Here is a 15411-nt window from a genome sequence, read left to right as displayed (position 1 = left end):
GCCGCGTCATCCGGTAAATCTGCCTGAAATTGGCCGGAATTTTCGGCCAACGGGAGATGATGGATCTCGCAAGCGTCACGGACGGGCGCGGCTGGAAGGGTTTTGATGAAAATGACCACTGTCATGGGCGCACGGGCAGCTGCAATTCGCGCGCGCGCGGGGCTTCTTGCCGTTGCCGCAGCCGCTCTCGCTGCATCGGGTTGCACCACCGGCCCGACTTACGGAACGAACAAGACGGCATCCGAACAGCTGGTCGATGACCTCGGACAGGCGGTATCGCTGGGTTCTGAACCGGCCAACAAAAACACCAAGTACAATCCGCGCCCGCAGCTGGTGGTGAACAAGAACGTCACGCAGACCCTGCCGGCGCCGCAGACCTCGCTCGCCAGCCGCGAAAACAATCCCAACTGGGTTGAATCGCCGGAAGAAACCCGCGCCCGCCTGCGCGACGAGGCCGATGCCAACAAGGACAACCCGAACTACCGCTCGCCGCTTCTGGCCGGCAATGGCACCGCCGGCACGCTGACGGAAAGCCAGAAATGGGACGCTTTCCGCAAGGCGCGCCAGAATGCCGAAAATCCCGGCATCGCCGGCGCCCGCCGCTCGCTGACCGATCCGCCGGCCGAATATCGCATCGCCGATACCGACCAGCTCAACGATCTGGGCGAGCCGGAGCTGAAGAAGGAACGCGAACGCAAGAAGGCCGCCCAGGAAGCAGGTACCAAGTCATCGTCCTGGTGGAAGCCGTTCCAGTAAGGTGATTTTGCAGGGAGCGGTCAGCCCAATCCGACTGCAGTATGGTTTGATCGACATTTGATCTTGGCGGATGAAGGAGCGCTTGCTCCGCGCCTTCTCAGCCCGTCGTAAAAAATCAGATCGTATCCCCGCGCTTGCCTTTAAAGAATTCCACCAGAATGTCCGCTGCTGCCGTTTCGCCGATGCCGGAATAGACGTCCGGCTGATGATGGCAGGTGGACTGGTTGAAAAAGCGCACGCCGCTTTCCACCGCGCCACCCTTTATATCGTTTGCGCCGTAGTAGAGCCTGCGGATGCGGGCAAAGGAAATGGCGGCGGCGCACATGGTGCAGGGTTCGAGCGTCACATAGAGATCGGCGCCTGAGAGCCGTTCCTGGCCAAGCGCTTCGCAGGCCATGCGGATGGCGAGAATTTCGGCATGTGCCGTCACGTCGTGCATCTCTCGGGTACGGTTTCCGCCGCGTCCGACGATCGTTCCATCCAGCACCACGACGGCGCCGATCGGCACTTCGTTGCGCTCTGCCGCCTGCTGCGCCTCGATCAATGCTTCGTCCATGAAGCGATTTGTCCCGCCCATGCGGCGATTTCCTCTTAACCAGGGCAACGCGAACTGGTAGGAACGGTCCAACCTGCGTTGCGTCAGCCGTCTTTCGCAACGCGACAGACTTTAATTTCAGTCAAACACGCATGTCATGGACAGCATTGTCCGACACACGCTTCAGGCAAACAACAAATGAGCTTCAAAGACAAGCCGAAGCGCGAGGGGACCAAGTCCTTCGATCGCGACCGGAAATCCACCTCCGCCCCCAAGAAGACGCCGAGCAGAAGCGCGCCGGATGGCGAGCCGCGTGCTGCGCGCAAGCCGGCGCCGGTGGCAACGGACGGCGCGGCATCCGCCTCCGCAAAGCCCGAACGTATTTCCAAGATCCTCGCCCGCGCCGGCATTGCGTCGCGCCGCGACGTGGAGCGGATGATCATGGAAGGCCGCGTCAGCGTCAACGGCAAGCAGCTGGAGACGCCGGTTCTGAACGCCACGCTTGCCGACCGCATCGAGGTCGATGGCCAGCCGATCCGCGGCATCGAGCGCACGCGCCTGTGGCTCTACCACAAGCCCGCCGGCCTGGTGACGACCAATTCCGATCCGGAAGGCCGACCCACGGTCTTCGACAACCTGCCGGAAGACCTGCCGCGCGTGATGTCGATCGGCCGTCTTGACATCAACACCGAAGGCCTGCTGCTGCTGACCAATGACGGCGGCCTGTCGCGCGTTCTGGAACTGCCGACCACCGGCTGGTTGCGCCGCTACCGCGTGCGCGCCTATGGCGATATCAGCCAGGAAAAGCTCGACACGCTGAAGGACGGCATTGCCGTCGATGGCGTGCTCTATGGCGCAATCGATGCGACGCTCGACCGCACCCAGGGCCACAATGTGTGGATCACCATGGGGCTTCGCGAAGGCAAGAACCGCGAGATCAAGAACGTGCTCGGCGCGCTCGGCCTTGAGGTGAACCGCCTGATCCGTCTCTCCTACGGCCCGTTCCAGCTGGGCGACCTGCCGGAAGGCCAGGTGGTGGAAGTGCGCGGCCGCATGCTGCGCGACCAGCTCGGCCCTCGCCTCATCGAGGAATCCAAGGCGAATTTCGACGCGCCTATCTATAGCAACAACGGTCCCGTCGAAGAGGATGTGGCCACCGCCCGCTCGGCGGAGAAGCCGCTCGGCAAGCCGTTTGGCAAGCAGGGCGACCGCGAAGAGCGTGGCTTTGCCGTCGAACGGCGCGAGCGCTCCGAGGCTGCCGGTGAGGGCAAGCGCCCCGCCTTTTCAAAGCCCTCGGGCAAGCCTGCCGGAAAATTCGACAAGGGCGGCGCCAAATTCGGCGGCAAGTTCGACAGGGCGCCCGCCTTCGACGAGGACAAGCCGAAGAAGCGCCCGCCGCTCGGCACCTCGCGCACGGCCAATGTCTGGATGGCGCCCGGTGCACGTCCGACCGCTGATCAGAAGGGCAAGTCCTCTGCCCGCGCCGAGGCCGAGCGTCTCTTTGCCAAGGGCACGGATGATGCAAGCCTGCGCGTGCAGGTGAACCGGGTACAGGGTGACAGCGACTGGATCCGCGCCGACGAACCGCCTGCCGGCGGCCGTGGCGATCGCTCCGGCGGTCGTGGCGAAGGCCGTGGAGATCGGGGTGATCGTGGTGACCGTCCGGCCCGTGGTGATCGTCCGCCGCGCGGCGATCGTCCCGCCCGCGGCGAAGGCGGCGAGCGCAGCTTCTCCGACCGTCCGCGCGGCGCCCGCCCGGCAGGAGCCCGTCCTTCAGGAGATCGGCCCGGTGGAGATCGCCCCAGGGGCGACCGTTCCTTCGGGGATCGCAAGCCGCGCGAAGAGGGTGGCCGTTCCAAGCCTTACGGCGCTGGTGCCGGCCCCGGCCGCTCGCCGCGCGAAAATGCCGAACGGGCATTCCGCCCCTCCGGTCCCCGCTCGGAAGGCCGTTTCGAAGTTGGCCGTTCTGAAGGCGATCGCGCCGAAGGTGGTCGCGGCGGCTTCGGCGGCAAGCCCGGCGGCGCACGGCCCTATTCGGGTCGCCCGGCCGGTGAACGGTCCGAAGGCGGACGCGGCGGTTTCAGTGACAGGCCAGCCGGTGGCAAGCCCTTCGGGGGCAAGCCCGGTGGTGCAAAGCCTTTTGGCGGTAAGCCCGGCGGCGGCAAGTCTTTCGGCGGAAAACCCGGTGGTGCAAAACCGTTTGGCGGAAAGCCTTCCGGTGGAAAGCCATCCGGCGGTCGTGGCCCGGGCTCCGGCCCGAAGGGCGGCGGCAATCGTTCCAGAACACCGAGGGGCTGATCCTTGCGCATCGTTGGCGGTGAATTTCGTGGCCGCAATCTTGCCGCGCCCAAGACAGACGCGATCCGGCCGACCATCGACCGGACGCGCGAAAGCCTGTTCAACATCATCGGGCATGTCTATCCCGATGCCATCGAAGGCACGCGGGTGATCGACCTGTTTGCCGGCACCGGCGCGGTGGGGCTTGAAGCCCTGTCGCGCGGCTGTCGCAGCGCGCTGTTTGTCGAAAACGGCGTCGAGGGCCGCGGGCTCTTGTGGGAAAACATCGAGAGCCTTGGCCTGCACGGCCGGGCGCGCATCCTGCGCCGCGATGCCACCAAGCTTGGCACCGTCGGTACGATGGAGCCCTGTCATTTCCTGTTTGCCGATCCGCCCTATGGGCGCGGGCTCGGCGAGGCAGCGCTCGTTTCGGCCCATGAGGGCGGCTGGCTTCTGCCCGGCGCGCTGGTGGTGCTGGAAGAACGCGCCGATGTGACGCCGGCCGTCGCACCGGTGTTCCAGCCACTGGAACAGCGCGTATTTGGCGATACGCGCGTCGATTTTTACCGTTACAGGCCGGTCTGAGGCCGGGGCGATGACGACGAAACTCTCGCTTCCCGAACATGGTCTGCCGCTTGAGGGCGGCGCACCGCGGGTGGCGGTGGCTTTTGGTGGTGGCGGTGCGCGCGGCATCGCCCATATCGCCGTCATCGAGGCGCTGGACGAGATGGGTATCACGCCCGTCGCCATTGCCGGCTCCTCCATCGGGGCCATCTTCGGCGCCGGCATGGCGGCCGGCCTCACCGGCGCTGCCATCCGCGAGCATACGCTGGAAACCGTCGGCAATCGGACAGCGGTCCTCAACCGTCTCTGGTCGCTCGGTCCCTCCAGCATGCGCGATGTCGTGGGCGGTTTCCGGCTTGGCCATTTCAACCTGGAACGCATCCTGGAAGCGTTTCTGCCGGCAGACATTCCAGCCGGTTTCGAAGGATTGAAGATCCCGCTGAAGATCGCCGTCACCGATTATTACGGCCAGTCCGAAGTCATCCTGGAAGAGGGGGAGCTGCGCCCGGCCATTGCCGCCTCCGCCGCCATTCCCGGACTTTTCATGCCGGTGATGATCCATGGCCGGGTGATGATCGATGGCGGGGTGTTCAACCCGATCCCTTACGAACATGTCATGGACAATGCCGATATCGTTATCGGCGTCGATGTGGTGGGCGCGCCGGAAGGCGATGGAACGCACCCGCCGAACCGTATCGACAGCGTCTTTGGCGCAAGCCAGCTGATGATGCAGGCGGCGATCGCCCTGAAGATGAAGCTGCATCCGCCGCATCTTTTCCTGCGCCCCTCGGTCAACCGCTTCGGCGTGATGGACTTTCTGAAGGCCCGCGAGATCCTCGAGGAATCGGCGCCGATCAAGGACGAGCTGAAGCGCGGGCTGGAAGGCCTGCTTGCCGCTGCCCGCGTTTGACCTGCCGCGGACACGGGCCTTCAGACCCTGACAATCGCCATTTGCAGCCCGCCATAGGGAGTTATCGGACAGGCTGTCAGGCGTCTTCCTGCTCTTCCGTCACCATCGTGGCGCGTTTCGGCTTGGTCAGCGGTTCGGGGCGGACAGGGCGCGTGTGCAGCATGTGGGCACCGGCGGAAATGCCTTGCGCGGCCTGGATCTGCAGCCGCTCCTCGTCGCGCCGGCGAATGTCGGCGCCGATCTCGCTCGTTTCCGCTTCGGATGTGCCGAGCGCCTCGAGCGTCTTCTGGCCAAACAGCAGACCGGATTCCAGCGTTTCGCGCAGCTCGTATTCCACCTCGCGGGCCCTGAGCGAAATGGTGTGGATGCGGTCATAGGAGCGCACGAACAGCCGCACATCGGGGAAATCGGCCCGGATGAGATCGACGATGCGGTCGGTGATTTCGCGCTTCTGGGTGCAGACGGCCACGATCTTCGCCCGTTCGATGCCGGCCGCCAAGAGAACTTCGCGGCGCGTGCCGTCGCCGAAATAGATGCGGAAGCCGAAGGTCGCCGCCTGGCGGATACGGTCGGGCGAATCGTCGATCACCGTCACGTCGCGTCCGCCGGCGAGCAGGATCTGGGAGGCGATCTGGCCAAAGCGCGAAAAGCCCACCATCAGCACGTCGGAGCCGGCACCCTCGAAATCCTCCGGGATTTCCTCGCGACCCTCATCGCGCACGAGAAGACGTTTGGCGATGGCCGAACCAAGCGGCGTCAGCGCCATGGACAGGGTGACGCTTGCAATCAGCAGCGAGGCCGTCGCGGGCGACAGGAGGCCGGCGCTGACGGCCGTCGTAAACAGCACGAAGCCGAATTCGCCGCCCTGCGGCAAAAGCACGGCAATGCTTGCGGCATCGTCCCGGCGGGACCCGCCGATGCGGCAGAGCAGATAGATGACGATGCCTTTTGCCGCCATGAACAGCGGCACGCCGATGACGATCAGCGCCAGATTGGAGAGGATGGCATCGAGATCGAGCGAGAGGCCGACGGCCATGAAGAACATGGCCAAGAGCAGCCCGCGGAACGGCTCGATATCGGCCTCCAGCTCATGGCGATAGGAGGATTCGGCCAGCATGATGCCGGCGAGAAAGGCGCCCATGGCCATGGAGAGCCCGGCAAGCTGCATCAGAACCGCCGATCCAAGCACCACCAGCAGCGCTGCCGCCAGCATTACCTCGCGTGCGCCGGTGCGTGCAATCACCTGGAAGAGTGGCGTCAGCAGATAGCGGCCGGCCACGATCATGCCGATGACGGCACCCGCTGCAATGGCAAAATCGCTGACGAACGAGCTTTCGGCAACGCCGGGGCCGGACCGCAGCAGCGTCACCAGCGCCAGAAGCGGCACGATGGCGAGATCCTGGAAGAGCAGGATGGAGAAGGCCCGCCGCCCATACGCGGAGTTTGTGTCGCCGGCATCATTGAGGATCTGCAGCGCAAAGGCGGTGGACGAGAGTGCAAGGCCAAAGCCGGCAATCACCGAACCCTGCCAGCTGGCGATACCGGTCGCCCAGGCAAGTCCCGTCAGCACCAGTCCGCTTGCGAGCACCTGTGCGGTGCCGAGGATGAAAATATCGCCGCGCATCTGCCACAGGCGTGAGGGTTTCAGCTCCAGCCCGATGATGAACAGCAGGAAGACGACGCCGAGTTCCGACACATGCAGCACTTCTTCCGGATCGGCGATCAGCTGCAGGATGGGGCCGATGACGATGCCGGCGGCAAGATAGCCCAGCACCGTGCCGAGGCCGAGCTTCTTGAACAGGGGAGCGGCCAGAACCGCGCCTGCGAGAAGCAGCAGCGTTTCGTTGAACAGGGGATCTGCGGTTGCCATAAAACCTCGCGGGGACCTTTCGGCGGCCGATCGTCAAGAATCGCTGAGCCGCCCTTGATGCTTCCTTTAGTGCACAATACATGGAACAGGAATGAAAGGGTTTCCCATGTCCTCTGAAATTGGCACCAGCGCCCTGCTTTCTCGCGCCGGTGAGCTTGTCGATCTTGCACGAAAGGCCGGTGCAGATCAGGCCGATGCGGTCATCGTGCGCTCCCGCTCCCGTTCCGTCAGCGTTCGCCTTGGCAAGGTGGAGGGCACGGAAGCATCCGAAAGTGACGATTTTTCGCTGAGGGTGTTTGTCGGACAGCGCGTGGCCAGCGTCTCGGCCAATCCGGGCTTTGATCTTGCAGCCCTTGCCGAACGCGCCGTTGCGATGGCGCGCGTCTCGCCGGATGACCCTTACGCCTGTCTGGCCGACGAGGCCGACCTGGCGCGCGATTATCCGGATCTCGACCTGTTCGATCCGACAGAAATGTCGGCCGAAGAGCTGACAGAAGCCGCGCTTGCCATGGAAGAGGCCGCGCTGGGCGTTGCGGGCATCAGCAATTCGTCCGGCGCCGGTGCCTCCGCGGGCGCCGGTGGCCTCGTCCTCGTCACCTCGCACGGTTTTTCCGGCAGCTATATGGCCAGCCGTTTCAGCCGCTCCGTCAGCGTCATTGCCGGCGAGGGCACGAAGATGGAGCGCGACTATGATTTCGACAGCCGCCTCTATGCCGCAGAGCTTGCCGCGCCGGACCTCATCGGACGGCGTGCCGGCGAGCGGACGGTGAAACGCCTCAACCCGCGCCAGGTGGAAACCGGTGCCAATGTCACCGTGGTGTTTGATCCGCGCCTTGCCCGCGGCTTTGTCGGTCACATCGCCGGCGCCATCAACGGCGCATCGGTTGCCCGCAAGACAAGCTTCCTGCGCGACAAGATGGGCCAGCAGGTTCTCAAGGCCGGTCTGTCGATCACCGACGATCCACTGGTCGTGCGCGGCTCCTCCTCGCGTCCCTTCGATGGCGAAGGTGTCTCGGGTCGCCGGCTTCTCATGATCGAGGACGGTGTGCTGAACCACTGGTTCCTGTCGACGGCGACAGGGCGCGAGCTTGGCCTTTCCACCAACGGGCGCGGCGTGCGCGGCGGCACCTCCGTCTCGCCGGGCTCGACCAATCTGGCACTGGAGCCGGGCGACATTTCGCCTGAAAACCTCATCCGCAGCATCGGCACCGGGCTTTACGTGACCGAGTTGATCGGACAGGGCGTCAACATGCTGACGGGCGAATACAGCCGCGGCGCCACCGGCTTCTGGATCGAGAACGGCGAGCTTGCCTTTCCCGTCTCCGAAGTCACCATCGCCTCCAATCTGAAGGACATGTTCATGCGGCTGACGCCGGCAAATGACATCGACCGCAAATACGGCGTTGCCGCACCCACGATTGCCATCGAGGGCATGACACTGGCGGGGCGGTGATCTTGGAGCAGGAGACGCGGCAGACTTTCGACGACGACCTGGCGCTGATCCGCCGCGCTGCGCGCGAGGCGGGTGATATCGCGCTTGGCTATTTCGGGCGCTCGCCGGAGGTCTGGTGGAAGAACGAGGGTCGCTCACCGGTCAGCGCTGCCGATTTTGCCTCCAATGACCGGCTGCAGACGCTGCTTCTTGGGAACCGTCCCGGCTATGGCTGGCTGTCAGAAGAAACCGATGACGATGCCGGGCGGCTTTCGCGCGACACGCTCTTCGTGGTCGATCCGATCGATGGCACGCGGGCCTTCATCAACGGCGAAAAAACCTGGTGCGTCAGCGTGGCGGTGGTTCACCGGGGAAAGCCGGTGGCGGGCGTTCTCTATGCGCCGGCGCTGAAGGAAGAGTTTTGGGCGGCAGCCACCGGGCCGGCGATGAAGAATGGATCGGAGATTTCGGTTTCCGCGGAAAAACCTGGCGAGGCGCGCCAGATCGCGGTTGCCGAAGACATGCTCGGCCAGTTTGCGCCGGGCTTCCGCCAGACCCTGCACCGCATCCGCCACGTGCCCTCGCTCGCCTATCGGCTGGCCATGGTGGCCGATGGTCGTATCGATGGAACGGTGGTGAAGCGCAACAGCCATGAATGGGATCTGGCCGCCGCCGACATCATTCTGGAGCGCGCCGGCGGCCGGCTGGTCGATCTTGCCGGGCATCGCCTCGTCTACAACCGGCAGGCGGTCACGCAGAGCGTTCTGTGCGGCGGCGCCGAACATGTTCTGGAAAGCTTGGTGGCAGGCCTTGCCTCGGGTTGACCTTTGATGCGGAATGCCGCAGGAGGAAGGGGCGGGGGAGACGAAGAGACGAGGCATACCATGACCGAGCAAAGCGGCAAGAAACAACTCCTACACCTGGTTTTCGGCGGCGAGCTGGAAAGCCTGAAGGGCCTGGAATTCAAGGATCTGGCAGCCCTCGACATCGTCGGTATCTTTCCCGATTATGCAAGCGCTCTGGAAGCCTGGAAAAGCAAGGCGCAGATGACCGTGGACAATGCGCATATGCGCTATTTCATCGTCCACATGCACCGCCTGCTGGACCCTGAGACGAAGGGCTGAGCTTAAGCCCCACGCGGCGGCCCGGCCGCCCTCAAGCAATCGACGGCTGTGTTTTCGACGCATTTGTCAGGCATGCACCAGTGTGTAAAATAGGGCTGCGACCGGGGATGGTGCGGATGGCAAGCAAAGAAGGGCGATGGCATTGAGCAATGGCTTGGCGCGCATGGCCTTGCTGGGATATCGCATGGCCGGAATTTGCGGATATCCTCTGGCATCCCCCTATCTTGCCTACCGATCCCTCAAGGGCAAAGAAGAGCGCCAGCGCCGGCTGGAGCGTTTCGGCTATGCCAGCGTGGCGCGCCCGCGCGGTCCCCTGATCTGGGTGCATGCGGCAAGCGTCGGCGAAACCATTGCCGTCATCCCGCTCATCCGCGAGCTTGTGCGCCGCGAGATCCACGTTCTCCTGACGACCGGTACCGTGACCTCGGCGGAACTCAGCCGAAAACGCCTCGGCAACGAGGTCATCCACCAGTATGTGCCGCTCGACGTGAAGTTCCCCATCAAGCGCTTCGTCGCCTACTGGCATCCGGATGCGGCAATCACCGCCGAATCGGAGATCTGGCCCACCACCATGGCGGAACTGACGCGGCGCAACATTCCGCAGATCCGCGTCAATGCGCGCATTTCCGACCGTTCCTTTGCCCGCTGGAGCAGCCGCTCGGCGATCGCCGAACTGCTGTTCGGCAAGCTGGCGCTGGTGGTGGCACGCTCGGATGTCGATGCGGAGCGTTTTCGCGATCTTGGTGCCTGGCCGGTGGTCGTGTCGGGGAACCTGAAGGGCGATACGGATCCGCCGCCGGTCGATGAGGCGGTCCTGTCGCGCTATCTCTCGGACATCGGCACGCGCAAGACCTGGGCTGCGATCTGCACGTTCCAGGGCGAGGAAGAGGCGGCGGCCTTCGTTCACCGGGCGCTGAAGCCGCGCAACGGACAGCTGACGGTTCTCGTTCCGCGCCATCCCGAACGGGCCGACGATATCGAGGCGATGCTGGTTGGCCAGGGTCTTGTCGTGGCACGCCGCAGCCGCAACGACCGCATCACGCCGGAAACCGATGTTTTCCTCGGCGATTCGATCGGCGAAATGGGGCTTTACCTGCGGCTGACCGAAATTTCCTTCGTCGGCCGCTCGCTGACGGCCGAAGGCGGCCAGAACCCGCTCGAATCGGCCATGCTGGGCTGCGCGGTGCTGACCGGCCCCAATGTGCAGAATTTCCGCGAGACCTATCAGCAGGTGATCCGCCGCGGCGGCGCGCGCATGGTGCGCGACACCGAAATGCTGGCGAAAGCCGTGCATTACCTGCTGACCAATGATCCGGCCCGCCAGAAGATGATCGATTGTGGCCATGAGGCCGTGCAGGACATGCGCGGCGCGCTCTCCACCACGATCAAGGCGCTCGAACCCTATCTCAACCCGCTGACGGTCACCGCACGTCTGCGCCCGGCCGGAGCAGCTGGCTGATGATGAAAAGCGACAACCCGCTTGCCGCGATCCGGGGCCTTCTGTTCGACAAGGACGGAACGCTGTTGCGTTATGACGAAAGCTGGGGGCCGGTGAACCGGCAGGCGGCAAAGCTTGCCGCCGACGGCGCCGGCGAAGCGATGGAGAACCGGCTGCTGATTGCCTGCGGCATGGACCCGGTGACCGGGCTAACGCGGGCCGACAGCCTGTTTGCGGCCGGAACCGCAGCCCAGATCGCCGCCGGCTTCGCCGCCGCCGGATCGCCGCTTGCCGTTGGACCGCTCACCGTTGCGCTGGACGAACTGTTCGTGCGGGCTTCGGATTTTTCCGTCGCAGTGACCGATCTTGCCGGCTTCTTCGCCCGCCTGCGCGCGCGCGGCTTCCGGCTCGGCGTGGCCTCCAGCGACAACGAGCGTTCGATCCGCGAGACGGCGCGCCGCTTCGGCTTTCTCGATCATCTCGATTTCATTGCCGGCTATGACAGCGGCCATGGCTGCAAGCCGGAGCCGGGCATGGTGCTCGGTTTCTGCAAGGCGGTGGGCCTGCAGCCTTTCGAAGTGGCGATGGTCGGCGATAACAATCACGATCTGCATATGGGGGCTGCGGCCGGCGCGGGCCTCAAGATTGCGGTGCTGACCGGCACCGGCTCGCCCGAGACACTGGCGGGTGCTGCCGATCACGTGCTGGACGATATTACCGGACTTGAAACGCTTTTGCCGCAAAGCCTGCCCGCCTGAGCAAGCGCTTTCCGTCATGCCTCGGTTGACGGTTGCACCGGAGGATCGTCAGGCGGGGCGGACCCCAAGCCGGTGAAGAGGACGAACATGGTTTCCAAGGCGCCATCCTTCTGGTGGACACGCGCAAGCTGGTACGCCTTTGCCCTGTGGCCCATCTCGCTCATCTATGGCCGCATTGCCAGCCGGCGCATGGCGCGCTCTGCGCGCCCAAGCGTTGCGGTGCCCGTTCTTTGCGTCGGCAATTTCACCGTGGGCGGCGCCGGAAAGACGCCGACCGCCCTTGCCATTGCCCGCGCCGCCCGGGAAAAAGGCCTCACCCCCGGTTTTCTGAGCCGCGGCTATGGCGGCCGGCTCGTCGGGCCGGTGGTGGTCGATCCGCAGAGCCATGGCGCCGCTGATGTGGGCGACGAGCCTCTGCTTCTGGCCCGCGAGACGCTGACGGTGATTGCCCGCAACCGGCTTGAAGGGGCAAACATGCTGGTCGCGCAAGGCTGCGACCTCATCATCATGGACGACGGCTTTCAGAGCGCCCGCCTGACGATCGATTTCGCGCTGGTGGTGATCGATTCGGTGCGCGGCATCGGCAACGGCCATCTGGTGCCGTCCGGCCCGCTGCGCGCCCCGCTTGCCGAACAGATCCGCCAGATGTCTGCGCTGTTGAAGGTGGGCGACGGCACCGGGGCCGATCCGCTGGTGCGCCGCACGGCACGGGCCGGAAAACCGCTGCGCGTGGCGCGCCTCGTTGCGCGCCCCGACCCTGAGATCGAAGGACAGCGTGTCCTCGCCTTTGCCGGCATTGCCGATCCGCAGAAATTTTACCGCACGGTGGTGTCGATCGGCGGGGAGATCGCGGTCGAACGCTCCTTCCCGGACCATCATGCCTTCAACGACGAGGAACTGGCCGACCTCCTGCGCGAGGCCGACGCCAAAAATCTGCAGCTCGTCACCACGGCAAAAGATGCCGTGCGCCTTGCCGGCCGGCCGGGCGCGGCCAAAACGCTGCTGGACCGGCTGCGGGTGGTGGAGGTCGACATGGTTTTTGATGACCCCCATGCGCCGTGGCTGATGATCGAGGACGCGATTGCTCATTGCCGGAAGCGGGTGTTACGGGAGAAGCGAGGCAGCGGGCCGGTTTGACGCGGCGGATCGAAGGTGTTCGGCATGCGGCGAGATCTTTCAATCTGCCGCAAAGTCCCCCTCTGCCCTGCCGGGCATCTCCCCCACAGGTGGGGAGATGAGCGTGGCGCTGCCGTCGCGGCTCCCATTGCAGAGGGGCGCTGCCCTTTATACTCCCGAGAAACTTGGTCGATATCGATGAAATTGGGCGGTGGCCCCATCTGATCTCCCCCCTTGTGGGGGAGATGCCCGGCAGGGCAGAGAGGGTCTTGGCGGCATACTCGGCGGCCTCAGCCCCAAGTCACCACCACCACAAACCTATCCCCGGCCCTGGTTCGGCAAAATCCCCGCCCGCTTGTCGGCTTCGAGCGAGGCTGCGGCATCGACATAGGGTTCCTGGCGGGCGACGCTCCAATAGCGCAACTCATCGACCGGGATCTGGGCGCCCGTCATGGCGCAGGTGACATAGGCGCCGGCGGACAGGATCTGGAAATCGCCGTCGAGATAGCGGATTTTCGCCTCGCGGTGGCTGCCGCCTTCAAAACGGTTCATCGGTCGTCTCCTGCGTAGATTCATCGTTTCATCTATCCCCACGCGCCGTCCCTTGGCCAGAGCCGCCGGCGCGGGCACGGTTAAAAAGTCAGCTGCGGCCGAACAGGCGCTCGATGTCGTTGAGCTTCAGTTCGATATAGGTCGGCCGGCCGTGGTTGCATTGGCCAGAGCCTGGCGTTGCCTCCATCTCGCGCAGGAGCGCGTTCATTTCCTCCGGGCGGAGCCTGCGGCCTGAACGCACCGAGCCATGGCAGGCCATGGTGGCCGCCACATGTTCCAGCCGGCTTTTCAAGCCATCGGACGTGTTCCACTCGCCGATTTCATCGGCCAGATCGCGCACGAGGCCGGCCGCATCGACGCTGCCGAGGAGAGCCGGCGTTTCGCGCACTGCAACGGCACCGGGACCAAATCGCTCCAGCGCCAGCCCCAGTTTTTCAAGCTCCGGCGCATGCGAAATCAGCCGGTCGCACTCTTCTTCGGGCAGGTCGATGATTTCCGGAATAAGCAGGACCTGCGAGGGCAGGCGGTCCTTTTCCAGCGCCTTGCGCATGGCCTCGAAGACCAGCCGCTCATGGGCGGCGTGCTGGTCGACGATGACAAGGCCGGTCTCGGTCTGGGCGATGATATAGTTTTCGTGCAGCTGCGCGCGCGCCGCGCCGAGCCGGAACTGCGTGGCGGGGTCGCCGGCAGGTGCTGCCGGGTTTTCGGTGTCGTGCGCCATCACGGCGTCGGCGCGCGCACTCGGCGTCAGCACCGCGTCGAAGGCGGCCTGGCGGCGTTCTGCGAAACCTCCCGCAGAGAGACCGGCCTTCTCCGGCATGGCCATTGGCCGAAATGGCGAGGCGGCCGGCGTCCAGCCGAGATTGCCGCTGCGGTGGCCGGTAAAATAGCCCTTGGAACCACTGGCCTGCGCTGCGGCCGTATCGACCGCGCCAGTATCAAGGCCCGTATCAAGTCCTGTGCCGAAGCCCGCGCCGAAACCCGGACGAAAGGCGCGGATCAGGCCATCGGCGCCAGTCGTTGCCGCCCGGTCGCCCTCGCGCGCCAAGGCCTGTCGTAGCGCGCCGACGATGAGGCCACGCACGAGGCCCGGATCGCGAAAGCGCACATCGGCCTTGGCTGGATGGACGTTGACGTCGACGAGCGCCGGATCGAGCGTGATCGACAGGACAGCGACCGGATAACGGCCGGACGGAATGGTTTCGGCATAGGCGCCGCGGATCGCCGAGAGGATCAACTTGTCCTGCACCGGGCGACCGTTGACGAAGGCATATTGATGGGCCGAATTGCCGCGGTTGAAGGTCGGCACGCCGGCAAAGCCCTTGAGGCCGACATCTTCGCGCGTCGCATCGATTTCGATGGCATTGTCCTTGAACTCGGCGCCCAGCACCTGCGCCATGCGGGCGAGCGGATCGCCGGGCGAGGCGGGAAATTCCAGCGTCGACCGGTCCGATCCCGACAGCACGAAGCGCACATGCGGAAAGGCGATTGCCATGCGCTTCACCACCTCGGTGATGGCGCCAGCTTCTGCCTTTTCCGTCTTGAGGAATTTGAGGCGGGCAGGCGTTGCAAAGAAAATGTCGCGCACCTCCACCACCGTGCCGACATTGGCCGCTGCCGGACGCACCGGCGTCAGCTTGCCGCCGGCAAGCGCAATCTCGACACCCGTCGCCGAACCGGCCCGCCGGCTGGTGATCGACAATTTGGCGACCGAGCCGATCGAGGGCAGCGCCTCGCCGCGAAAGCCGAGGGTGCGGATATCGTCGAGCGTTTCGGAAATCTTCGACGTGCAGTGGCGGCGCACCGCAAGGCTCAAGTCGTCGGCATCCATGCCGCTGCCATTGTCGGTGATGCGGATCAGGCTCTTGCCGCCGCCGGCCGTGGCGATTTCCACGCGCGTCGCGCCGGCATCGATGGCGTTTTCGATCAGCTCCTTGGCGGCGCTGGCGGGGCGCTCGATCACCTCGCCGGCAGCGATCTGGTTGATGAGCGTTTCGGGAAGCTGTTTGACGGACATTGCACCATTTTCCTGGATTTTCCGCCTCGGGAAAAGCCCGTCTGGCGCCTTGTCCCCCGAAG

Annotated in this window: 14 protein-coding genes; 10 read left to right on the top strand and 4 right to left on the bottom strand. The window is 64.9% G+C overall.

Features of this window, described 5'->3' with window-relative positions:
• Positions 1–111 precede the first annotated feature (111 nt).
• A complete protein-coding gene (locus ACEXP3_RS03490; protein ID WP_377296079.1) occupies positions 112–756 on the top strand; it encodes a hypothetical protein in 645 nt (214 codons plus the stop codon).
• A gap of 115 nt (positions 757–871) precedes the next feature.
• Here ACEXP3_RS03490 and ACEXP3_RS03485 read toward each other — a convergent pair whose 3' ends face one another.
• Complete coding sequence (locus ACEXP3_RS03485; RefSeq protein WP_377295983.1) at positions 872–1333, bottom strand: nucleoside deaminase; 462 nt, start codon at positions 1331–1333, stop codon at positions 872–874.
• Positions 1334–1489: 156 nt separating this feature from the next.
• Here ACEXP3_RS03485 and ACEXP3_RS03480 point away from each other — a divergent pair, with 156 nt between their 5' ends.
• The 3 genes from ACEXP3_RS03480 to ACEXP3_RS03470 are packed head-to-tail and all read left to right on the top strand — an operon-like array spanning position 1490 to position 5042.
• Positions 1490–3589: a pseudouridine synthase gene (locus tag ACEXP3_RS03480; protein WP_377295982.1), complete on the top strand. Its 2100-nt coding sequence runs from the start codon at positions 1490–1492 to the stop codon at positions 3587–3589.
• 3 nt (positions 3590–3592) lie between these two features.
• Positions 3593–4153 (top strand): 16S rRNA (guanine(966)-N(2))-methyltransferase RsmD, encoded by a 561-nt coding sequence (gene rsmD, locus ACEXP3_RS03475; protein WP_210103397.1) that lies wholly within the window; start codon positions 3593–3595, stop codon positions 4151–4153.
• Positions 4154–4163: 10 nt separating this feature from the next.
• Positions 4164–5042, top strand: a complete 879-nt coding sequence (locus ACEXP3_RS03470) for a patatin-like phospholipase family protein (RefSeq protein WP_377295981.1) — start codon at positions 4164–4166, stop codon at positions 5040–5042.
• A gap of 76 nt (positions 5043–5118) precedes the next feature.
• Here the strand turns inward: ACEXP3_RS03470 and ACEXP3_RS03465 are convergent, their stop codons facing one another.
• Positions 5119–6912 carry a monovalent cation:proton antiporter-2 (CPA2) family protein gene (locus ACEXP3_RS03465; RefSeq protein WP_377295980.1) on the bottom strand — a complete coding sequence of 598 codons (1794 nt, stop codon included), beginning with the start codon at positions 6910–6912 and terminating at the stop codon, positions 5119–5121.
• Between the two features lie 106 nt (positions 6913–7018).
• Here ACEXP3_RS03465 and ACEXP3_RS03460 point away from each other — a divergent pair, with 106 nt between their 5' ends.
• The 6 genes from ACEXP3_RS03460 to lpxK all read left to right on the top strand — a co-directional run bounded on the left by ACEXP3_RS03460 (position 7019) and on the right by lpxK (position 12801).
• A complete protein-coding gene (locus ACEXP3_RS03460) occupies positions 7019–8365 on the top strand; it encodes a TldD/PmbA family protein (RefSeq protein WP_377295979.1) in 1347 nt (448 codons plus the stop codon).
• 2 nt (positions 8366–8367) lie between these two features.
• Positions 8368–9168, top strand: a complete 801-nt coding sequence (locus ACEXP3_RS03455; RefSeq protein ID WP_377295977.1) for a 3'(2'),5'-bisphosphate nucleotidase CysQ — start codon at positions 8368–8370, stop codon at positions 9166–9168.
• 60 nt (positions 9169–9228) lie between these two features.
• Complete coding sequence (locus tag ACEXP3_RS03450) at positions 9229–9468, top strand: DUF4170 domain-containing protein (protein WP_210103392.1); 240 nt, start codon at positions 9229–9231, stop codon at positions 9466–9468.
• A 142-nt stretch (positions 9469–9610) separates the two neighbouring features.
• On the top strand, positions 9611–10927 hold the full coding sequence (waaA, locus tag ACEXP3_RS03445; RefSeq protein WP_377296078.1) for a lipid IV(A) 3-deoxy-D-manno-octulosonic acid transferase: 1317 nt from the start codon (positions 9611–9613) through the stop codon (positions 10925–10927).
• Between the two features lie 2 nt (positions 10928–10929).
• Positions 10930–11664, top strand: a complete 735-nt coding sequence (locus tag ACEXP3_RS03440) for an HAD family hydrolase (RefSeq protein ID WP_377296077.1) — start codon at positions 10930–10932, stop codon at positions 11662–11664.
• 87 nt (positions 11665–11751) lie between these two features.
• Entirely contained in the window at positions 11752–12801 is a 1050-nt protein-coding gene (gene lpxK / locus ACEXP3_RS03435; RefSeq protein WP_377295975.1) for a tetraacyldisaccharide 4'-kinase, read from the top strand.
• A 297-nt stretch (positions 12802–13098) separates the two neighbouring features.
• On the opposite strand, the gene ACEXP3_RS03430 is transcribed toward lpxK, so the two are convergent.
• Together ACEXP3_RS03430 and mutL are read right to left on the bottom strand one after the other, a co-directional pair.
• Positions 13099–13332, bottom strand: coding sequence for a DUF2093 domain-containing protein (locus ACEXP3_RS03430; RefSeq protein ID WP_210103390.1), 234 nt, complete (start codon positions 13330–13332; stop codon positions 13099–13101).
• Positions 13333–13420: 88 nt separating this feature from the next.
• A complete protein-coding gene (gene mutL, locus ACEXP3_RS03425; protein WP_377295974.1) occupies positions 13421–15349 on the bottom strand; it encodes a DNA mismatch repair endonuclease MutL in 1929 nt (642 codons plus the stop codon).
• Positions 15350–15411 lie beyond the last annotated feature (62 nt).

The organism is Neorhizobium fuzhouense (assembly GCF_042611105.1).
GTDB lineage: Bacteria > Pseudomonadota > Alphaproteobacteria > Rhizobiales > Rhizobiaceae > Neorhizobium > Neorhizobium galegae_A.
Note: the sequence above shows the minus strand (reverse complement) of the source record. Positions and strands in the feature narration are given on the sequence as shown.